Origin of the sequence: Pandoraea horticolens, assembly GCF_902459555.1 — a bacterium.
GTDB classification, from domain to species: domain Bacteria; phylum Pseudomonadota; class Gammaproteobacteria; order Burkholderiales; family Burkholderiaceae; genus Pandoraea; species Pandoraea horticolens.
This window is the reverse complement of sequence record NZ_CABPSM010000005.1, coordinates 111,529-132,507: the sequence shown is the minus strand read 5'-3', so window position 1 is coordinate 132,507 and position 20,979 is coordinate 111,529. Positions and strand designations below refer to the sequence as shown.

The 20,979-nt window shown below is 64.1% G+C and carries 17 protein-coding genes; 6 read left to right on the top strand and 11 right to left on the bottom strand.

Annotated features, from left to right (window positions below; genetic code table 11):
• Positions 1 to 28 precede the first annotated feature (28 nt).
• The gene (locus PHO31112_RS10660; RefSeq protein ID WP_150620484.1) at positions 29 to 1,177 is read left to right on the top strand and encodes an ABC transporter substrate-binding protein; all 1,149 of its coding nucleotides are present in this window, start codon (positions 29 to 31) and stop codon (positions 1,175 to 1,177) included.
• 146 nt (positions 1,178 to 1,323) lie between these two features.
• Entirely contained in the window at positions 1,324 to 1,812 is a 489-nt protein-coding gene (locus tag PHO31112_RS10655; RefSeq protein ID WP_246178020.1) for a DJ-1/PfpI family protein, read from the top strand.
• A 277-nt stretch (positions 1,813 to 2,089) separates the two neighbouring features.
• On the opposite strand, the gene PHO31112_RS10650 is transcribed toward PHO31112_RS10655, so the two are convergent.
• Entirely contained in the window at positions 2,090 to 2,542 is a 453-nt protein-coding gene (locus PHO31112_RS10650) for a hypothetical protein (RefSeq protein ID WP_150620483.1), read from the bottom strand.
• 99 nt (positions 2,543 to 2,641) lie between these two features.
• Positions 2,642 to 3,565, bottom strand: a complete 924-nt coding sequence (locus tag PHO31112_RS10645) for a LysR family transcriptional regulator (protein ID WP_150620482.1) — start codon at positions 3,563 to 3,565, stop codon at positions 2,642 to 2,644.
• Positions 3,566 to 3,732: 167 nt separating this feature from the next.
• Between PHO31112_RS10645 and PHO31112_RS10640 the strand changes: the two genes are divergently transcribed.
• A complete protein-coding gene (locus tag PHO31112_RS10640) occupies positions 3,733 to 4,842 on the top strand; it encodes an NADH:flavin oxidoreductase/NADH oxidase (protein ID WP_150620481.1) in 1,110 nt (369 codons plus the stop codon).
• 1 nt (position 4,843) lies between these two features.
• On the opposite strand, the gene PHO31112_RS10635 is transcribed toward PHO31112_RS10640, so the two are convergent.
• From PHO31112_RS10635 to PHO31112_RS10620, 4 genes are all read right to left on the bottom strand, one after another.
• Complete coding sequence (locus PHO31112_RS10635) at positions 4,844 to 6,094, bottom strand: EAL domain-containing protein (protein ID WP_150620480.1); 1,251 nt, start codon at positions 6,092 to 6,094, stop codon at positions 4,844 to 4,846.
• A 275-nt stretch (positions 6,095 to 6,369) separates the two neighbouring features.
• Positions 6,370 to 7,665, bottom strand: coding sequence for an MFS transporter (locus PHO31112_RS10630; RefSeq protein WP_174995676.1), 1,296 nt, complete (start codon positions 7,663 to 7,665; stop codon positions 6,370 to 6,372).
• Positions 7,666 to 7,977: 312 nt separating this feature from the next.
• On the bottom strand, positions 7,978 to 9,306 hold the full coding sequence (locus tag PHO31112_RS10625) for an MFS transporter (protein WP_150620478.1): 1,329 nt from the start codon (positions 9,304 to 9,306) through the stop codon (positions 7,978 to 7,980).
• A 44-nt stretch (positions 9,307 to 9,350) separates the two neighbouring features.
• On the bottom strand, positions 9,351 to 11,030 hold the full coding sequence (locus tag PHO31112_RS10620) for a GMC family oxidoreductase (RefSeq protein WP_150620477.1): 1,680 nt from the start codon (positions 11,028 to 11,030) through the stop codon (positions 9,351 to 9,353).
• A gap of 338 nt (positions 11,031 to 11,368) precedes the next feature.
• On the opposite strand from PHO31112_RS10620, the gene PHO31112_RS10615 reads away from it, so the two are divergent.
• On the top strand, positions 11,369 to 12,157 hold the full coding sequence (locus PHO31112_RS10615; RefSeq protein ID WP_150620476.1) for an IclR family transcriptional regulator: 789 nt from the start codon (positions 11,369 to 11,371) through the stop codon (positions 12,155 to 12,157).
• 4 nt (positions 12,158 to 12,161) lie between these two features.
• Here PHO31112_RS10615 and PHO31112_RS10610 read toward each other — a convergent pair whose 3' ends face one another.
• On the bottom strand, positions 12,162 to 12,950 hold the full coding sequence (locus PHO31112_RS10610; protein ID WP_051126430.1) for an IclR family transcriptional regulator: 789 nt from the start codon (positions 12,948 to 12,950) through the stop codon (positions 12,162 to 12,164).
• Positions 12,951 to 13,187: 237 nt separating this feature from the next.
• Between PHO31112_RS10610 and PHO31112_RS10605 the strand changes: the two genes are divergently transcribed.
• Both PHO31112_RS10605 and PHO31112_RS10600 read left to right on the top strand, forming a co-directional pair.
• Positions 13,188 to 14,174 (top strand): AAA family ATPase, encoded by a 987-nt coding sequence (locus tag PHO31112_RS10605; protein WP_150620475.1) that lies wholly within the window; start codon positions 13,188 to 13,190, stop codon positions 14,172 to 14,174.
• The gene (locus PHO31112_RS10600; RefSeq protein WP_246178018.1) at positions 14,171 to 15,913 is read left to right on the top strand and encodes a cobaltochelatase CobT-related protein; all 1,743 of its coding nucleotides are present in this window, start codon (positions 14,171 to 14,173) and stop codon (positions 15,911 to 15,913) included. The genes PHO31112_RS10605 and PHO31112_RS10600 overlap by 4 nt, the downstream gene beginning before the upstream one ends.
• A 20-nt stretch (positions 15,914 to 15,933) precedes the next feature.
• On the opposite strand, the gene pta is transcribed toward PHO31112_RS10600, so the two are convergent.
• The 4 genes from pta to PHO31112_RS10580 all read right to left on the bottom strand — a co-directional run bounded on the left by pta (position 15,934) and on the right by PHO31112_RS10580 (position 20,919).
• Complete coding sequence (gene pta, locus PHO31112_RS10595) at positions 15,934 to 16,974, bottom strand: phosphate acetyltransferase (protein ID WP_150620473.1); 1,041 nt, start codon at positions 16,972 to 16,974, stop codon at positions 15,934 to 15,936.
• 76 nt (positions 16,975 to 17,050) lie between these two features.
• A complete protein-coding gene (xsc, locus tag PHO31112_RS10590) occupies positions 17,051 to 18,883 on the bottom strand; it encodes a sulfoacetaldehyde acetyltransferase (protein WP_425495176.1) in 1,833 nt (610 codons plus the stop codon).
• Positions 18,884 to 19,062: 179 nt separating this feature from the next.
• Positions 19,063 to 19,452 (bottom strand): nuclear transport factor 2 family protein, encoded by a 390-nt coding sequence (locus tag PHO31112_RS10585; protein ID WP_150620472.1) that lies wholly within the window; start codon positions 19,450 to 19,452, stop codon positions 19,063 to 19,065.
• Positions 19,453 to 19,485: 33 nt separating this feature from the next.
• Complete coding sequence (locus tag PHO31112_RS10580) at positions 19,486 to 20,919, bottom strand: NAD(P)/FAD-dependent oxidoreductase (RefSeq protein ID WP_150620471.1); 1,434 nt, start codon at positions 20,917 to 20,919, stop codon at positions 19,486 to 19,488.
• Positions 20,920 to 20,979: the final 60 nt, after the last annotated feature.

Here is a 20,979-nt window from a genome sequence, read left to right as displayed (position 1 = left end):
CAGCCGCGCTCCGGTGTGGCGTCATGACATGAAGACATCCACTTCTTCCAACGTACCGGCGGCGAACCCGGTGATCGATGCATTCATCGCCGCCTCCGCGATTGCTTTGGGTCTCTATATCTCCGCACCGTCGCGCGCAGCGCTGTTGCGGGCGACGCTGACGCGCTCGGCGAAGCGCGATCTGCGCAGCCGTCTGCGTGAGCGTTGGCCGGCGTGGCGCGCTCGCCTGCGCCGCAGTGCCGCCGCCGCGTTGAGCGTCGCCGCGATTCTGCCGTTCGCGGGCAAAGCGGCCGACAAGCCCGTCCTCGTTGTCGGCGATCAGGCGTACAACGCACAGAGTCTCTTCGAAGCGTCGGGGGTGTTGCAGGATGCCCCCTACACCGTTGCATGGAAGCAGTTTCCGGCGGGTTCACCCGTGATCGAAGCGGTCAACGCGGGCGCGCTCGATCTGGGTCTGCAAGGCGATGGTCCGGTGCTGTTCCTCGCCGCACAGGGTGCGCCCGTCAAAGTCATCGGCATCTACCGCGACAGTCCTGACAGTGTGGTGTTGCTCGCTGGTCCACACACGCAGATCAAGACGGTGGCCGACCTGAAGGGCAAGACGGTGGCGATCACGCGCGGCGGCTGGTCACAGCAACTGGTGCAAGCGGCGCTGACGTCGGCTGGCTTGCCGCTCGACGCGGTGAAGTACTCGTATCTCGCGTCCGTCGATTCGGCGGCGGCGTTGCAGGCGGGCAAGGTGGACGCGACGGCGACGTGGGAGCCGTATGTCTCGCGTTTGCGTCAGGCAGGCGCTCGTACGGTGGTAACGGCCCGGGGCCTGATTGCGGCGCAGAGCTATCTGTCCACGACGCAGAAGGTGATCGATACCAAGCGCGAATTGCTGGGGGATTTCGTCCAGCGTTATCAGCGTGCGCGTGAGTGGTCACTGGCGGACGCACGGCATATCGAACGCTACGCGGATGTCTGGGCAGCCAAGTCGCGCGTCGATCCCAAGCTGGCGCATCAGTGGTTCAGCACGTCACGCATTCGCTATGAACCGCTGACAGACAGCGCCATCGCCGAAGCGCAGAAGAGCGTGGATGATTTCGTGAAGACCGGCACGCTGACCAAGGGCTTCGACGTGCGCGGACTCTTCGATACGTCGTTCAACAAGTTCACGCAGGCGGCGCGATAAGCGGGTACCGCGCGGGGACTTCTCCCGCGCGGACCTTAGTGCGCAAGGGCTACAATGCACGCCAACCGGCGGGCAGCGTCGCCCGCCTCATTCGGGAACAGGCGCGAACGTTCGGTCGCCTTCGCGCAGAATCTGCGGGGCATTGCGTGTCAGCCAACGTTCAACCTGCCGGCACCGATCCGGTCAGCCGTCACATCGTCATCGTCGCGTTCGACGGAGTAGAAGCCATTGACGTCACTGGCCCGGCCAGCGCTTTCGCCAAAGCATCGCTCGCCGTGCCGGCTGCCTACCGGCTTACCGTTGCGTCGCCACATGGCGGTAACGTCAATACGAGCGCCGGTCTTGCCATTGCGGCCACTGCGTCCTTGGGGGCCTTCGGCGAATCCCACGATTTCGACACGATCATCGTTGCCGGCGGCGAAGAGGCGGCGTTGCGCCGTGCTGTGATCGACGACGGCGCAGCGCAATGGGTCGCACGCGCCGCAGCGCATACACGGCGTATCGCGAGTGTATGCACCGGCGCGTTCGTGCTGCGCGGCGGGGCTGAATCGCAGGTGAGCCGGTCGCTGCACTTTGCAGCAAGGCGCGACATCGCCGGTGCGCGATGCGATCGCGTGGATCGAGAGCCATCTTGATGCGGATCTGAGTGTCGACGCGCTGACTGCCGTGGCACGCATGAGTCCGCGCAATTTCTCCCGGGCGTTTTCGCGTGATACCGGCATATCGTCTGCGCGGTATGTCATGCGCGCCCGGGTGGACTTTGCGGCGTCGCTGATGCGGCAGACCGACTGGGCGCAGGAACGGATTGCGCAGCGTCGATGCTTGCCAGCGGGCGTTTCGCGACACCTTCGGTGCGCCGATGTCGCAACACCGGCGCACCGCTTAGCTGCTCGGCGTCCCTTCGGCACCCCCTCATCGTGTCGTGTCGGCGTATTCCGGCGCCAGCGTCACGATATCGCGCTCGGCCGGGCCATATCGCTGTCCGATGGCGTCGAGCGCTTGCGTGAAGCGTGCCATTGCCGTGGCTTCGGGGGCGAGCGTCACGGTGTGCGCCGATCTCAACGTTTCGTTGTCTTGCGCGACGAGCTGCAATCCGCTGGCCAGCATCGCGTGCCCCGAGGACACCTGCGGCGCCACTGCGACGGCCTGACTGCGCCATGTGCGCGACCAGGCATCCGAGACCAAAGCGAGAGAAATGTCGTCGGTGCCGTCGATCACAGGATCGCGCGGGCGTTCGGCCAGCGCGTCGAGCAAACCTTGACGCGCCTGTGCGGCGACCTCGCTGTGCGTCGAACGCGGGGCGGCGCTCGACGCAACGATCTGTGCGATCAGCAGACAGAGCAGGATAGAGCGAAGGATATGCATGGCGATGCTGTCGAGATGCGAAAGGGCACAGCGTACCGATTCACGTCGAGGGCTCGCAACGACAGTGATGCCGCAGATTCTGCCAGCGCGCCCGGCGGCTTATGTCACCGTTGGCCGCAAGACGCGTTTGCCACCGAACGCATGCGGGCGCGGCGCGTCGACGCGTTCGCGCAGCAGCGCCACGGCGCGTTGCGCGCGCGCCGAGAGCGGCCATTCGGCCCGATGGATGAGCCACAGCGTGTCGACCACCGGCGGGCCGCAGTCCACCACCCGAATGGCGTCCTGCGAGGCAAACGCCTGTCGCGCGTACTGGGGAATGATGGTGAAACCCAGACCGCGCGCGACATATTCGAGAATCAGACTGATCTGATTCGTGCATCCCTTGCACGGCAGGCTCTGCACCCCCGGATTGCCCGGGAATCGGCGGCTGAGCAAACGCGTCGACATGGCTTCGCCGTCCGGATGATCGATGTATCCGATGCGCTTCAGGTCTTCCCATGTGTGCACGTCTTCCCCCGCCGGGACCACCAGTTCGAGCGGTTCCTGCGTGAACGGCGTGGCGGCGAGACGCGGGTCTTCCGGCCGTAACGTCACCAGTCCCAACTCGAAGTGATTCTGTAATACGCCTTCGAGCACTTCGCGGTCGGGAGCGAAGCGATGCCGCACGGCCATCGCGGGGTTGGCCTTCTGCATGTCGAGCAGGATAGGACACAGATACAGCCCGATGCTGCCCGGCGTGATGAGCGTGATGACGCCGCATTCCTCGTTCGCATCGTCCAGACGCGAGCGCAGATGCCGGGCCGCACATTCGACCTCAAGACAGTAGGTCAGCAACGCCTGCCCGGCAGGCGTGAGTTCCACGGCGCGTGGACGCCGCACGAGCAACGGCCCGAACGCCTCCTCGAGATGCTTCACATGCTGGCTCACGGCGGCCTGCGTGAGGCCCAGCCGGTCGGCGGTGCGCGTGAAGTTACCCAAATCGGCGAGCGTGGCGAACGATTTGAGCCACTGAGGATTGACCATAATGAACTGTTATCGATTTGATAATGGGCAGATGGTTTTCATTATAGTGGTGTGCGGCTAGTATTGCTGGTGTCGGCCGCAACCGGTCGAGGTGCCACGAATCGCTGCCAGGCGCCCAGCGCTCCGCCAGCCGGCGCCGCTTTCCCTGACTCCCTAGAGAACTCCTCATGTCCGCCCTGTTTTCCCCGTTTGCGCTGAAAAGCGTCAAGTTGCGCAACCGCGTTGCCGTTCCGCCGATGTGTCAGTACAGCGCCATCGACGGTGTCACCAACGATTGGCACCTTGCCCATTACGCCGGTCTTGCGCGCGGCGGTGCTGGTCTGGTGATCGTCGAGGCGACCGCTGTCTCGCCCGAAGGCCGTATTTCCCCCGGATGTACTGGTCTGTGGAACGACGAGCAGGCGCAGGGCATGGCCCGCATTGCCTCGGCCATCAAGGCGCACGGCGCGGTGCCCGGCATTCAGATCGCGCACGCCGGTCGCAAGGCGAGTGCCAACCGCCCGTGGGAAGGCGACGACCATATCGGGGAAGACGATCCGCGCGGCTGGCCAACGATCTCGCCGTCCGCAGTCCCCTTCGGTGCTCATCTCGGCAAGGTCCCGAAGGCGATGACCCTCGACGACATCGCGCGCGTGAAGGCCGACTTCGTGGCGGCAGCGCGCCGCGCGCTGGCCGCAGGCTTCGAGTGGCTGGAACTGCACTTTGCCCACGGCTATCTGGCGCAGAGCTTCTTCTCGCTGCACGCGAACCATCGCAACGACGCCTACGGCGGCGATCTCGCCGGCCGCAGCCGCTTCCTGCTCGAGACGCTCGCCGCCGTGCGCGAAGTGTGGCCCGATCATCTACCGCTCACGGCCCGTTTCGGCGTGATCGAGTACGACGGCCGCGACGAGGAGACTTTGGCGGAATCGATCGCGCTCACGCGTCAGATGCGCGAAGGCGGTCTCGATCTGTTGAACGTGAGCGTCGGTTTCTCGACGCCCACCGCGAATATCCCCTGGGGCTCAGCGTTCCTCGCGCCGATTGCCGAGCGCGTCAAGAAGGAAGCCGGCATTGCCGTGGCGTCGTCGTGGGGCATTGACGACCCCCACGCGGCCAACCGCGTGGTGGCCGACGGACAGATGGACCTCGTGATGATCGGCCGCGCGTTGCTGGCCAACCCGCACTGGCCGTACTACGCGGCACGCGAGCTTGACGTGGCGCGTGCGTCGTGGGTGCTTCCTGCGCCGTATGCCCACTGGCTCGAGCGCTACCGGGTGCAACGCGCGACCGCCTGAGTTACCAGTTGATATCGACGCAGAGCACGTGCAGCCCCTGTTGGGCGGGCGTGGCAATCGAAGCCGTCACACAAAGGTGTGCCTCGTTGATCGAGAGATAAGGCGGGGTGAAATGCACCTCGCCGGGCGCGCGCATGGCTTCGATGAAGTACGGCCGCCGCGCCCAGTTCGCGCCCTCCGAGTGCAACAGCGGACGGAAACGTTTGGCGCGCTGTGAGGAATGGCTGTGCGGCAACACGTTATCGCCGATCTGGCGTCCGAGCGGGTCGAGCAGAAAGCAGCGCGCCGCATCGGGCAGCGCGAGCAAGTCGTGCGTCGCCTGTTTGATGTCCTGACCCTGCGCGATGCGCGCCGCCGCCGATTCGATGCCCGCCACGTACGGTGCGAGCCGCGCATGCTCGGCGCGCTCGCGTTCGACGAGTAGCGTGCGTAGTCCCGACGAGAGCACATCCATACGCTCGGCGGCAATCTTTGGCGGTACGGGATCGACATCGGGCGCCGCAAAATGCTGCCCTTGCACGAAGTCCACGTTGCACTCCAGGGCGAGCAGGGCTTCGCGATCCGTCGTGAGCCCGCACATCATGACCAACTGTCCCGATTCGTGCAGCAGCGACACGAGCCCGGGCAGCACGCGCGCCAGATGCGATTGCTCGGTTGCCTGCGCGAGAATGCCGCGATCGAGCGCCACGATATCGGGGCGCAGATCCCATACCCGGTCGATGTTCGAGTGCTTGGCGCCGAAGCCGCCCAGCGCAATGAGGAAACCCGCCTTGCGCAGGCTGCCGACAATGGCGCCGAAGCGCGGCGTGTCGCCGCCCGCCTGCTCCGGCACTTCGAGCACCACGCGTTGCGGCGACAGGCCGGTGGCTTTGAGCGTGGCGATGAGCGCCTCGCCGTAGACCGTGTCCATCAATGCCGCGGGGTGCAGGCTCAGGAAGAGCCACGCGTCGCGGCCATCGAACTCACAGAAGTTGCCCAGATGCAGCGATTCGGCCAGCCGGCCGAGTTCGAGCATGTCGCCGTGACGTGCCGCGAGCGTGAAGACTTCATGCGATGGAACGTGACGGCCTTCGGCGTCATGCGCGCGCAAGGACGCGTGATAGCCGATGGCGCGGCGGTGCGAGACCGAGAACACCGGTTGGAAGACGCTGCAAATCGTGAAGTCGCCGTAAATGACGATGCGTCGGCCGTCCTCGGCCGCTGTCAGACGGGGCGGCAGCAAACCGGGGGCGTCGAGATCGATCATGGTCATGGTAGAGGCAGGCGTGGGGGAGCAGTGTTATGTACAGAATAGATGAGCAAGAAGCGTGCTCAAAGGCACCTGGCGGCGCCGGCGATATTGTCCGCGATTTTCCCCCGGCGTTGTGACGCATCGCACCAGTGAGCGGCATGACTGCACCAGAATGGGGCTTCTCGGCGAGATTCGGCGGTGCTTGCGAGTGCGGCATCGCGTTCCGTTTGCTGCGTACTTAACGGATTGTCTCTACACCCCTATGCCCTTACGCCCGCGCCCATGAACGTCATCCGTCAGGGCGCCAGCAATTGTGCTCTCCGGGCGACCCGAGCGAGCGATAGTGCGCAGACGACGTTGAAGACGTGCAGGCCACCCGGGCCGAGCAGCGTCACGGCCATCGAGGCGATCATCGGTCCGAGAATGCCCCCGACCGAGAAGAGAATGAGCAGCGTGGCGCTCACCGCCACACGCCGTTCGGGCACCGTACGGTCGTTCACATGCGAGACGATCAGCCCGTACTGTGTGAAGTTGACCGCAGAGAACAGGAACATCAGCACGAACACCAGCCAGTGTGCCTGGAAGACGATCAACGGTGCGCAGAACGCGGCCGACGCAAACGCGAGACGCCGCGACAGCGTGCGCCGGTCCATGCGATCCGACAGCCGGCCCACCGGCCATTGCATGAGCAGCGCGCCGAAGAGCGCCACCCCCATCAACGTCGACAGGCTGCCGATCGACAGGCCGATGCGCGTGAGGTAGACCGGCATGATGGCGTAGAACGCGCTGTACAGAAACCCGGCGAGAATGCAGCCCGGAATGGCAATTGGCGTGGCGCGTGCCATTTCGGCGACGCTGTCGAAGAGGCCGATTGCCGGTCGTTTGACGAGTCGTTCGTCGGCGACACGCGTTGGCCATCCCTGCATGAGCGTGATGGGCAGAATCGCCGCGACGAACAGTCCCGCGACGAGTAGAAGCTGCCCCTCGCTGCCGGCCTCTCCGATGTTGAGCAGGAATTGTCCGGTACTCACGGCGAGGTAGTTGATGGTGAGATAGGAGCCGAAGACGCGCCCGCGCATCGTATTCGGCACCGAGCCGTTGAGCCAGCTCTCCACGGTGGTGTACATGCCCATCAGCGCGAAGCCGGTACCGAGCCGCAGCACGCAGAGGGTGAGCGTGGTCTCGCTCACCGCGAAGCCCATCACGAACAGGGCGGCCAGCGCGGTGAAGGCCACGAACGCGCGATGTTGCCCGATGCGCTCGATGAGCGAGCGGTTGTAGAACGCGCCGAGCAGAAAGCCGCCGTAGTAGCACGACTGGATCACACCGATCGTGAACGTCGACGCACCGTACTTCAGCGCATGAAAGGGGATGGCGGTGGCGAAGAGCCCATTGCCGACAACCAGCACGCCATACGCCAGCAGAATGCCCATGAGCGCCGGATAGACACTGATGGGCAGCGGCGCGGCGTCTGCCGAGGCTGGGCCGGGTGGCGTCGACGGCGCACCGAGCAGGGACGCTTCCGAGAGGGGCCCCGGACGATCAGGTTCGTCTTCGGGAATAGCGGCATCTAGCGACGGGTCTCGCTGCATTATGTCTCGCGGGCCAGAGGATTGGGGCAACAGGCTTTCGTCGTGCCCGGCGCAGACAATCCTTTGCACTGCAAGAAAATATGCAGACGGCGTGAAAGGGCGTTGCCGGAGGGTCGCGCGAGGCACGTGAGCGATACCCCGAATCATCGCACGAGATCGCCCCTTCACGGACGGATCCGGGTCGTGCAGGATGCGAAATACGTAAGGGAACAGGCGCATTCCGGTGAAGGAGTCGCCCTGTTCGCGGTTCGTTGCGCACCGGCGCCGGGTCGGCGCATCGGTGCGTCGGTGCATCGATGTTAATGCCTGCCGTCAGTGCTCGGTCACCCCCGCCCCGTGCCAAACGTGCTGGCGGCGCTTGCGGCTGCCGATCCAGGCAGCGGACAGCGCGCTGACAAGGCCGGCACACAGCACGTAGATGCAAATCATCCACGGCTCGCCGCCGTTCTTCCGCAACAGGTACGTGGCGATGATCGGGCTCAGTCCGCTCGCGAAGATTCCCGAGAACTGGTAGACGAAGGAGATACCGGTGTAGCGCACCCTGGCGTCGAACAGCTCCGAGAAGAGCGCCGCTTCCGGCCCGTAGACCGATGCGTAGATCACGCCCAGCGGAATCACGATGGACAGCCAGACGAGCATCACGTTGCCGCCGCTCGCCTTCATCAGCCAGAACCCCGCGAATGACGAGAGGCCCGTCGCGAGCGAGCCCCAGAAGTAGATGCGCGTGCGGCCGATGCGATCGGATAGCTTGCCGAAGAACGGGATGGTGAAAATCATCACGAACGCGGCGGCCATTACCCCGGTGAGTGCCTCGGTCTGCGAGAGCTTGAGCGTCTGCGTCAGATAGGCAATCGAGAACACGCCGAAGATGTTGAAGAACACGCCGTCGATGAAGCGTGCGCCCATGCCCGCCAGCACGTTGCCGGGGTTGCGCGTGAGCACTTCGGCAATCGGAATCCTGATCTCGGTCCCGGCCTTCTTGATCTTCGTGAACTCGGGCGTTTCCATCACGTTCAGACGGATATACATGCCGATGGCGACGAGGCCGACCGACAGGAAGAACGCCAGCCGCCAGCCCCACGTGAGGAACTGCGCGGCGGTGAGGGTGTACGACAGCAACGCGACCACGCCGGAGGCCAGACACAGACCGAGCGCGAGGCCCACCTGCGGAATGCTGGCGTAATAGCCGCGCTTTTCCTTTGGCGCGTATTCGAACGCCATGAGTACCGCGCCGCCCCATTCACCGCCCAGCCCGATGCCTTGCAGCACTCGCAGCACGAGCAGGAGTACCGGTGCCCACAGGCCAATCTGCGCATAGGTCGGCACCAACCCGATGAGCAGGGTGGCGACCCCCATGATGGTGAGGGTCATCACGAGCATGCTCTTGCGGCCAAGCTTGTCGCCGAAGTGTCCGAAGATCACGCCGCCCAACGGCCGGCTGAGGAAACCCACGGCGAACGTGCCGTAGGCAAGCATCGTCGAGACGAGCGGATCGCTGCCGGGGAAATACAGCTTGTTGAACACAATGCCGGCGACCACGCCGTAGAGGAAAAAGTCGTACCACTCGATCGTGGCGCCGATGAGGCTGGCGACGACGACACGGCGCATCTGCCGGGCGTCGGTCTGGGTCGATGCATTCATGGTTGTCTCCGGGTCTTGTAATGGTTGGGGGCCGACGTGACTGGCTAAATCGCGACGGCAACGCTTGCCGCTTCCGCTGACGTCTGCGCACTGCCGCGAATCTCCTGCATGCCCGACGCCTGCTCCCTGTCTTCGAGAATCATGTCCGCCGCCTTCTCGGCGATCATAATGGTCGGTGCATTCGTGTTGCCCGAGACCAACTCGGGCATGATCGACGCGTCCACGACGCGCAGCGCCGCGAGACCGTGTACGCGCAGACGGTCGTCGACGACCGCCATGGCGTCGTGCCCCATCTTGCAGGTGCCTGCCGGGTGATAGATCGACTGACTGAACTGGCGCGCGGCCTGTAACAGCTCGTCGTCGCTCTGATACTTCGCCCCGGGAACGAACTCGCCGATGATGTGCGGGGCGAGCGAAGGCGCTGCGGCAATGCGGCGCGCCACCTTGATGCCGTCGATCACAACGCGATGGTCGCGCTCGTCCGACAGATAGTTGGCCTGAATGACCGGGTATTGCAGCGGGTTGTTGGACCGGATCTCGACACTGCCCCGGCTGAACGGACGCAGCTGGCAGACAGACGACGTGAATGCCGAGAACCGGTGCGCTCCCGTGCCCGGCTTGTCGGCGGACAGCGGCTGCATATGGAACTGAATGTCGGGGCGCGTAATGTCGGGACAGTCCGGGCGCGAGCGCGTGAAGATCGTCACCTGACTGGCGGCGAGCGTGAGCGGCCCGGTACGGAACATGGCGTATTGCAGACCGATGAGCGCCTTGCGAAGCGGGTTGTTCACTTCGTCGTTGAGCGTACGCTCGCGGGTCTTGAAGACGAGGCGCACTTGCAGGTGATCTTGCAGATTCCGGCCGACACCGGGCAACGCATGCCGCAGCGCAACGCCCGCTTTGGCGAGCACCGCCGTCGGACCCACGCCCGAGTTTTGCAGTATCTGCGGCGAGCCGATGGCCCCGGCCGCAAGAACGACCTCCACGCGCGCGCGGGCCTTCTTGCGCTCGTTGTTTTGCAGATATTCCACGCCGATGGCGCGCTTGCCGTCAAACAGGACACGGCACGTCTGCGCCCGCGTCTCCACGATCAGGTTGGGGCGTTCGCGAACCGGCTTGAGAAAACCCTTGGCCGTGCTCCAGCGAAGTCCCTTGAAGGCCGTCTGCTGGAAGTAGCCGACGCCTTCCTGTGTCGCGCCGTTATAGTCCTCGTTGAAGGGGATGCCGGTGTCTTTCGCGGCGGCGATGAAGTGTTCTGCGATGGGACGGCGCAGACGCAGGTCGGATACCTTCAGCGGGCCGCCAACGCCGTGATACTCGTTCTCGCCGTGTTCCTGATCTTCGGATTTGCGGAAGTACGGCAGCACGTCGGCGTAGCGCCAGCCGCGATTGCCCAGTGCAGCCCAGTGGTCGTAGTCTTCGCGCTGACCTCGCACGTAGAGCAGGCCGTTGAGCGAGCTTGAACCGCCGAGAACCTTGCCGCGCGGCCAGTCGATCCGACGGTTGGCGACATTGGCGTCGGCTTCAGTGCGATAGCACCAGTCGAGTTCCGGGTCGTGCATCGTCTTGAAATAGCCGACCGGGATGTGAATCCATGGATTGCTATCGGGGCCGCCGGCTTCGAGCAGCAACACCCGGCACGCGGGATCTGCGCTCAGACGATTGGCGAGCACGCACCCGGCGGAGCCCGCACCGACGATCAGATAGTCGACCTCATGTTCCATACCGCCCGTCTCCTGCCTCGCGTTTGCTTCGATGGGATGAAACGATTCGTTTCGGATTGTTTCGATCCAATGTCGGCGAGCCGTACGCAAATGCCAAGTGAAAAGCGGCGCGCAACGGAAAACTGAAACGGATTTCGCGCTTGCCGTCTCAGAACGCGGCGATTGTTGCGGCGCATCTGCGGGGTTTCACTAGGGAGGTGCAGGCGCGGCGCATCGATTAACGGCGTATTCGGTGCGTGAGCGGCGTTGCACCGGGGTTATCCCGAGGCAGATGCCGTTCGATTAATTGGTATATTTTGTTTCCTTTATTGCGTATGAGCGACGAGCGAGGAGGCGCGATGCGCGAGACGGGCACGCTGGACGAAGGGGACTTGCGCGCGAGCGACGAGGCGCGGAACTTGCGGGCGCTGGCCGTCATCGAGCGGCTGGCGATGGCCGGACAGCCCTACACGTTGTCGCAACTCGCGACGCGTCTGTCGATTCCGAAGGCCACACTCATGCGCCTGATCGAGGCGCTCGAGTTATGCGGCTACGTCGCGCATGTGCCCGATTCGCGCGGGTCGGAGCGAGGCCTGTCGTTGGGGCCGCGGTCCGCGCGACTGGCGCTGGTCACGCTGGCGAACAACAACTTCACGCGCGCGGCGCGTTCGCTGCTGCGCACGCTGGTGGATCGCGTCGGCGAGACCGTCAATCTGACGGCGCTCGACGGCGATGAGGTGCTCTACATTGAGCGAGTGGAGACGAACGAACCGCTGCGCATGCAGATGCATCCCGGCATGCGCGTGCCGTTGCATTGCACGGCGAGCGGCAAGTTGTTCCTGTCTCAGATGGCGGCGGCCGAGCGTCGGGCGGTGCTCTCGCGCTTGTCGCTCAAGCGCATGACGCCACGCACCATTACAGACGTCAACCTGCTTGACGCGGAGCTGGACCGGCTGGCCGCGCGCGGCATCGGCATCGATAACGAAGAGTTCGTGCGTGGCATGGTTGCGGTAGGCGTGCCGGTGCGCGCGATCGAGGACGGACACGTGCGAGCGGTGCTCGCGCCGCTGCTCGACTGGCAGCGGGCCGGCAAGACGCAGGCGTTGGCGAAAAAAGCGGATGCGGAAGAAAAGTCGAAAGCGCTCTGACGCGTCAGAACGTCTTGGCGAGTTCCTTTGCGGCTTCTCGCAGACGCGGCACGAACTCCATTGCCTTCGACAGCGACGTGCGCGAGACGGGGGCGTGCACGGCCACGGCGGCGATGCACGAGCCGTCTTCCTTGAGTACGGGCGCGGCTACGCATGCAATGCCCAGCACGAATTCTTCGTTATCGACGGCGATGCCCTTATGCGCAATGCGGTCGAGTTCGCTCTCCAGCAATTCCGGATCGGTCAGCGTATTCGGCGTGAAGCGTTGCAGCTTCATCGCGCGCAGCAGGGCGGCACGTTGCTCGCGCGGCATCATGGCGAGTAGCAACTTGCCGCTCGCACTGCTGTGTGCGGGTACATGTGAGCCCGGCTTGAGATCGAGACGCAGCGGCCACGGCGCTTCCATGCGATCGAGATAGAGCACTTCGGTTTCGTGCAGCATCGTGAGGTTGCACGTCTCGCCGAGATCGGCCACGAGACGGCCGAGAATCGCGTGACGCATGCGCCGTGCGCCCGCCTGCATCATCACGCCCAGACTCAATTGCGCGAGTCGCGGGCCGATCACGTAAGCGTTTTTCTGCCCCGGTTCGCGAATCACCAGCCCGCCCGCTTCGAGCGAACCGAGCATGCGGTGCAGCGAAGCCTTCGGCATCTGGATGTCGTGCGCCATGTCGGCGAGCGACACCGGTGCGTCGGCGGCCACGAGATATTCGAGCAGCGCAAACGCCCGCAGGGTCGGGGTATCCGCCTTGTTCTCCGACGGGGTGTCGTGCTGAGTCGCTGCGTCGTTCATATGCACCGTTCCGGAAAATGGATCAGCGGTATTGTACCCAAACGAACTATCGAGCGGATTGAACGCCACTGGCCGGTTTTCGATGCGTTTCAGTTCGTTCGAATGTAGATGAGCTGCCGGGGTAGCGTCAATCCGTTATTTAATTAATTGGAACGAATTGTTTCTAAAAATAGTTAACGTTATGATGCCCTGGCATTGCCCCGGAGCAGTGAAACAGCAGAACAGGAGAGGGACGTGATGGAGACCGCAACCCAACAACCGGATCGCCTGGTCGACGCCCGCACCGTATTCGGCATCGATACGGATCTGCAGGTGCCGGCGTTCAGCGAGCGAGACGATCACGTACCCGAGATCGACACGGCGTACCGCTTTAACCCTGACGTCACGCTGGCAATTCTCGCCGGCTTCATGTGCAACCGGCGCGTGATGGTGCAGGGCATGCACGGCACCGGAAAATCAACGCACGTCGAGCAGGTGGCGGCGCGGCTGAACTGGCCGTGTGTCCGGGTGAATCTCGACGGGCATATCAGCCGTCTCGACCTGGTGGGCAAAGACGCCATCGTCGTGCGCGACGGTCATCAGATCACCGAGTTTCAGGAAGGCATCGTGCCGTGGGCGCTGCAACGTCCGGTGGCGTTGATTTTCGACGAGTACGACGCCGGCCGTCCCGATGTGATGTTCGTGATTCAGCGCATTCTGGAGCGCGACGGCAAGCTCACGCTACTCGACCAGAATCGCGTGATACATCCGCATCCGGCCTTCCGCATGTTTGCCACGACGAACACCGTCGGTCTGGGCAATCTCAACGGGTTGTATCACGGCACGCAGGTACTCAATCACGCGCAGATCGACCGCTGGAATGTCGTCGCAACGCTCAACTATCTGTCGCGTGAGGATGAAGCGGGCATTGTGCTGGCGCGTGTGCCCGAACTCGACAACGATGCCGGACGTACGCTCATCGACTCGATGGTGAGCGTGGCGGAACTCACGCGCAGGGGTTTCGCCACCGGCGATCTGTCGACGCTCATGTCGCCGCGCACGGTAATCAACTGGGCAGAGAACGCCGGCATTTTCCATGACGCCGGACTGGCGTTCCGCCTCACGTTCCTGAACAAATGCGACGAGGCCGAGCGTGCCGTGGTGGCCGAGTTTTACCAGCGCGCCTTCGGCCACGAGTTGCCCGCCAACGAGGGTGGCCGCTCGCTGCTGGCCGATGCATCGTGACGATCTCCGAGCGCGAGGCGGCACGGCGCGCCGCGCGCGGTGTGGCCCTATGTGCTGCGACGGTGCGCGCGTTGACCGGCGACGCAGCGCTGCATTACAGCGGCGCGCGCCTGTGCCGGAACATGCGGCCGCTGCCGCTGCATGCGCCGCATCTGCAAACGCTGCCGGGATCTGCCACCGCATCGGACACGTTGCGCGGTGCTGCCGACGGCGCGGCGCTACGGTTGCGGCACAGTGACGCTGCGCTGCACCACCGCCTGCAACCCGACGCGCCGCTCAAGCGACTGCTCTTCGAGCTGATGGAGCAATTGCGTTGCGAGACGTTCGTCCCGCCGGGCATGCCCGGCGTGGCGAAGAACCTGCGCGACCGGTTCGAAGCGTGGTCGCGCGCGATGCACGTCACCGGCGTGGCCGACAGTCATGTCGGGTTGTTGCTCTACACCGTCGCGCAAATGGCCTGGTCGAGATTGACGGGTTATCCCGTCGTCGAGGACACAGAAGGACTGATCGAAGCCACACGCATGGCCATCGCGCCGCGTATTGGCGGCGCGCTCGCGGGCATGCGCCGAACGCGGGCCGATCAGGCGGCCTTCGCCGTGTACGCGCGCGCGCTGGCCGCCGACATCGCGGGTCTGATTCGCGCGGCGGGCGGCGAGCAAGCGGACGGCGCGGATAAGGGCGACGAGGAGGAAAAAGGCGCGCGCAATGCCTTCTCGCTTTTTCTCGATTTCGACGAACGGGAAGACGACGGCATCACGCTCGCGCACTCGGGCGATAGCCGCGTGCTCAAGGCGTCGGCGCAAGGTTATCGCGTCTTTACGAATCGCTACGACCGCGAACTGTATGCAGGCACGCTCGTGCGTCGTGCGCTGCTGACCGAATTCCGCGAGCGCCTCGACGAGCGAATCGTCGCGCAAGCGATCAACGTGCCGAGGCTCGCGCGTGCCCTCAAGGCGGCGCTGGCGGTGCCGCAACGCGACGGCTGGTCGTTCGGCGAAGAGCAGGGACGCATCGACGGACGGCGCCTTGCGCAACTGGTCAGTTCGCCTGCCGAGCGGCGGTTGTTCCGGCTCGAGAAGCACACGTTGATCGCCGAATCGATGGTGAGCTTCCTGATCGACTGTTCGGGGTCGATGAAAGCGCACATCGAAGCGGTGGCGATGATTGTCGATGTCTTGTCCCGCGCACTCGACGCGGCGGGTGTCACCAACGAAATCCTGGGTTTCACGACCGGCGCGTGGAACGGCGGACGCGCCCGCACCGCCTGGCTCGCGCACGGCGAACCCCGATTCCCGGGGCGTCTGAACGAAGTCTCGCATCTGATCTTCAAAGACGCCGTCACGAGTTGGCGGCGCGCGCGAACGGGCATTGCGTCGTTGTTCAAGGCCGATCTGTTTCGCGAGGGGGTGGACGGCGAGGCGGTGGAGTGGGCTTGCGAGCGGTTGCGCTCACGCAGCGCGAACCGGCGTCTGCTGATCGTGATTTCGGACGGTAGCCCGATGGACGCGGCCACCAATCAAGTCAACGACGAGCATTATCTCGATCATCATTTGCGTGAGGTCGTGGCGCAGCAGCGAGCCCTCGGCGACGTGGAGGTGCTGGGCTTCGGCGTTGGCCTGGATCTCAGCCCGTATTACCGGAACTCGCTTGCGTTGGATCTGAGTTCACTTCCCGACATGACGACGCTCACGAGACTTGTCGACTGGATCGGCAGCGGCGGCCGTCGCGCACACGGATAACGTCCGGCCCGCGTGAAGCGTCACGGCGGGGTGGCGAGCGGCGACGTGCCGGTGAGTTTCGCGCGGGCAGCCTGCGCTTGCACGCAGGTCACGCCGATCACGTAATAGATGTCGTCGGCGCTGCAACCGCGCGACAGGTCGTTCGCCGGACGGTTCAGCCCTTGCAGCAAGGGGCCGATCGCCTTTGCGCCGCCGATGCGTTCGGCCAGCTTGTAGCCGATATTGCCGGCGTCGAGATTGGGGAAGATGAGCGTGTTGGCATGTCCCTCGACTTGCGAGTGCACGACCTTGCGCTGAGCGATTTCGGAGACGATGGCAGCATCGAGCTGGACGTCGCCGTCGATGGCCAACGCTGGCCGGGCTTCCTTGACGAGACGCGTCGCTTCCACGACTTTGTCCACGGCCGCATGTTTCGCGCTGCCGCTCGTCGAAAACGACAGCATGGCGACGCGCGGGGGCTCCATGAGCAGGGCGCTCGCGCTGTCGGCCGCGGCAAGGGCGATCTGCGCGAGCTGCGCAGCATCGGGATCGACGACAAGGGCGCAGTCGGAAAAGATCAGACCGCCCTTCATCGTATGGAACGGCTCGCAGAGCATCATCAGAAAGAAGCTCGATACGAGTTGAAACGACGGTTGCACGCCAATGATCTGTATGGCCATGCGCACCACATCGGCGGTCGTGTTCACGGCGCCGGCGACGGCGCCGTCGGCGTGACCGAGCCGCACCATCATGTTGGCGAAACCCAGGGGCGAGCGCATCTCCTCGGTGGCGCGCGCGCGCGTCATTCCCTTGTTTGCGCGCATATCGTGCCACGTTTGCGCGAACGCGTCCGTCATCGCCGACGTCGCAGGATCGATCAGTTCCATGCCGGCCAGATCGATGTGCGCCGCCTCGGCCGCGCGCCGGGTCTTGCCGATATCGCCGACGAGCACGATGCGTGCGATACCCTCGCGCGTGGCACGGGCGGCGGCGGTGAGCACCCGCTCGTCTTCCGATTCGCACAACACGATGCGCATCGGTGCGCGGCGCGCGGTATCGATGATGCGATTGATGGCTTTCATGATGTCGAGAAAACAAAAAAGCGCCCCGGGCACCCACAGCGCCGGGAGCGCTGTAACACGAATGACCCCAACCGCGTCAGACGTAGTCCTTGTACTTGTCGAGCATGCGCACGGGCTTTGACAGTGCGTCGCGGCGGAACGGATCGCCCAGCTCGCGGGTACACATGATTTCGATGATCGTTGTTTTGCCGTGATTCATCTGCAGGTCGATGGCCTTCTTGAGCGCCGGGCCCACGTCTTCCAGACGATCGACCACGATGCCCTCGGCGCCCATCGCCCGCGCGATGTTGGCAAAGCTCGGACTCTCGAGTTCGCCTGCCACGAAGCGCCGGTTGTAGAAGTCCACCTGATTCTTCTTCTCGGCGCCCCACTGGCGGTTATGGAAGACCACGGCCGTGACCGGAATGTTGTGACGCACGCAGGTGAGCGTTTCCATCAGGCTCATGCCCCACGCCCCATCGCCCGCATACGAGATCGCCGGCCGGTGCGGCGCCGCGACCTTGGCGCCGATGATCGTCGGGAACGCGTAGCCGCAGTTGCCCCAACTCATGGCTGCGAAGAAGCTGCGCGGCTTGTTGAAGCGCAGATAGCTGTTGGCTACTGAGTTGATGTTGCCGATGTCGGTCGAGACCATGACGTCTTCCGGCATGGCCTTCTCCAACTCGCGCAGCACCTGACGCGGATGCAGATACTCGCCGCCGTTGAAGGTGCGCTCGCGCTTTTGCTCTTCGATCATGTCGAGGCTGTACGGATCGCGCTCGTGCGTCCATTCGTCGAGTTCCTTCTCCCACGCCGCTTTTTCAGTAGCGATCTGGTCGGCGCGAGCGGCGCGCGTGGCGTCGCACACGAGCGTGCGTTCGGCCAGACGCTGCGACAGCGCTACGGCAGCCGCCTTCGCATCGCCGCAGATACCGACCGAGATCTTCTTCACGAGGCCGAGCATCTTGTGATCGGCATCGATCTGGATGATCTTGGCGTGCTTCGGCCAGTAGTCCAGACCGTGTTGCGGCAGCGTGCCGAACGGTCCGAGGCGCGAGCCGAGTGCGACGACCACGTCGGCCTGAGCGAGCAGCTTCATCGCGGCCTTCGAGCCTTGATAGCCGAGCGGGCCGCACCACAGCGGATGGCTGGCCGGGAACGAGTCGTTGTGCAGATAGCTGTTCACCACCGGCGCACCCAGGCGCTCGGCGAGCGCCTTGCACTCCTCGACGGCGTCGGCCATGACCACGCCGCCGCCCGAGATGATGACCGGGAACCTGGCTTGTGCGAGCAGTTCGGCCGCTTCGTTCAGGCGTTCGTCACCGCCAGCGCCACGGTCGAGACGTTGCGGGCGCGGAATCTCGGTCTTGATCTGACCGTAGAAGTAGTCGCGCGGGATGTTGAGTTGCGTCGGCCCCATTTCGGCCATTGCGCGATCGAAGCAACGGCCCGTGAATTCGGCCATGCGGGCCGGGTGCGTCACGTGACCCTGATACTTCGTGAACTCCTGGAACATCGGCAATTGCTTCGCTTCCTGAAAGCCACCGAGGCCGATGCCCATCGTGCCGGCCTCCGGCGTGACGATCACGACCGGGCTATGGGCCCAGTAGGCGGCGGCAATGGCCGTCACGCAGTTGCTGATGCCGGGGCCGTTCTGGCCGATCACGACACCGTGACGGCCCGACACGCGAGCATAACCGTCGGCCATGTGACCGGCGCCTTGCTCGTGCACCACCGGGATCAGGCGAATGCCGGCCGGCGCAAAGATGTCCATCGCGTCCATGAAGGCCGAGCCCATGATGCCGAACATCTCGCTCACGCCATTGGCGACCATCGTTTCGACGAAGGCTTCAGACGGCGTCATGGCCTGCGGGCCGTCGTCGGCGGCAACCGGTTGCTGGGGGGCCGTAGCCGGATCTTTGGCATTCATGGGTGTCTCCAGTGAAAAATAAACGGAACAAATAATTCCGATTTCAGTGTGTAAAGCGAAATCTAGGGGATCTGTTTGTCATGGTCAATCAGTATTTTTATTATTTGGTACGTTTTGTATTGAAAAACGAAATAAATTGCAACCAATGCCATTGGCGCTGCGAAGGTGACGAATGCGCGTCAGAACGCGGGGCGGTCTTTACGGAAGGCGTTCTTCACCTCGATCTTGCCGTCGCGCAGGGTGAAGACGTCGACCATGCGCGCCTCGACGCGACTGCCGTCGGCCTTCGTGCCGCGGAATGTCGATTCGGATACGCCGCGATTTCCGGTGACGAAGTGCACGCCCTCGGTCCACGACGCATCAGGGAAGTTCTCCCACGCGGACGCAAATGCGGCGCGCACGGCGTCGCGTCCTTCGAAGGTGCGGCCCAGCACGTCGGGGCCGGCCACGGCGTGAAACACACAGGTGTCCGTCATGCAGGCCATGAGGGCGTCGATGTCGTGGTGATTCCAGGCGTCGTTGAAGGTCTTGAGCAACTGGATGTCGGCGGATTCGTTCTGAGTCGTCATTGCGGCGTCCAAAATATATGGGATGGAGATGGATCAACGCGCTTCGTCTTGCGCGTGATATCGCTGATAGAGAAAGCGCTGGCCGATGCGGCGGAACGGCGCGAAGCCTTGCCACTGCACGGCACCGAACACGTTCGGGTATTGCAGGGCCGAGTCGTAGATCGGCAGATCCCACGACGGGTCGCGCTGACCGGCGATGCGTTGTGCGAGGCGGCGTCCTGCGTGCGCGGAGAACGACACGCCGTTGCCGCCGTAGCCCACGGCGTAGAAGAGGTTCTGGCGCGGATCGGGTTGCGTGACGCGCGGCATCATGTCGTGGCTCACGTCGACCCAGCCCCACCACGAGTAGTCGATATGAATGCCCCGCAGCGCTGGAAATTTGCGATGCAGTCCTTCGACGAGCACCGCCATGTGTTTCGGATTTTGCGCATCCGCGCCGGTGATCGAGCTGCGGCTGCCGATCTGCAGGCGGTTATCCGGCAGCAGACGGTAGTAATAGCGCAGCGTGCGCGTATCGGTGATGACCTCGTGGGTGCGGAAATTCGTCGCCGCGATTTCGTCCGGCGTGAGCACGCGGGTGACGAGCGAGTTCGACAGAATCGGCATGATCTTCGCGCGCAGCGCCTTGGTCACGTCGTTGCGCGTGTAGCCGCCTGTCGCGAAGGCGACGGCCTTGGCGCGCACGATACCGCGCGGCGTGCGCACGTGATGCACGCCCTTGATCGTCTCGACACTCAGCACCGGGGTGGACGGATGCACGCGAGCGCCGAGCGCGCGCGTCATGCGCAAATAACCGAAAGCGAGCTTGAGCGGGTGCACACCGATGCCGTCGGGTTCATGCAAGGCGCCGCAGTTTTCCTGATCGTCGACGTACTGCTCGCTGACTTCGGCACGCGAGAGGATGCGTGTGTCGTAGCCGAACACGTCGTGCATGACCTTGGCTTCGTTGCGCAGAAATTCCATCTTGCGATCGCGGTGGGCGATATAGAGATGGCCACCCGGTTGCGGGTCGCACTCGGGCACTTCGGCCACGAGCGACTTGAACGTGTTGAAGCCCTCGCGGATTTCGGCGTCCAGCCGCAGCGCGGTGTCTTTGCCCCAGCGCGCAATCCATTGCGAGCGATAGAGTCGTCCGCTCGCGTTCTGCCCCTGACCGCCGTTGCGGCTGGTGCAGCCCCAGCATGTGCGGTTCGCTTCGAGCACCATGGCGCGGATGCCGTGTTCGCGCGCGAGGAATAGTGCGGTGGACAGACCGGTGAAACCGGCCCCGACGATGACCACGTCGACATCGGCATCGCCGGGCAGCGGGCCGTCGTCTTCGGGCGGTTCGCCGGCCGTGGCGACCCAGTAGGTTGGTGCGTAGTCCATGCCCAGGCCGGGGCCGGACGAGACCAACGGATCGTAAAGCGGATCGTATGGTGCAGCTTCGGAGCGACGATCCAGCGCGAAGGATTCAATCGTACCCACGTTAGGCTCCTGACGGAAATGAGCCCATACTGCCAAGAACATTTTCCGGGGATTAGTACC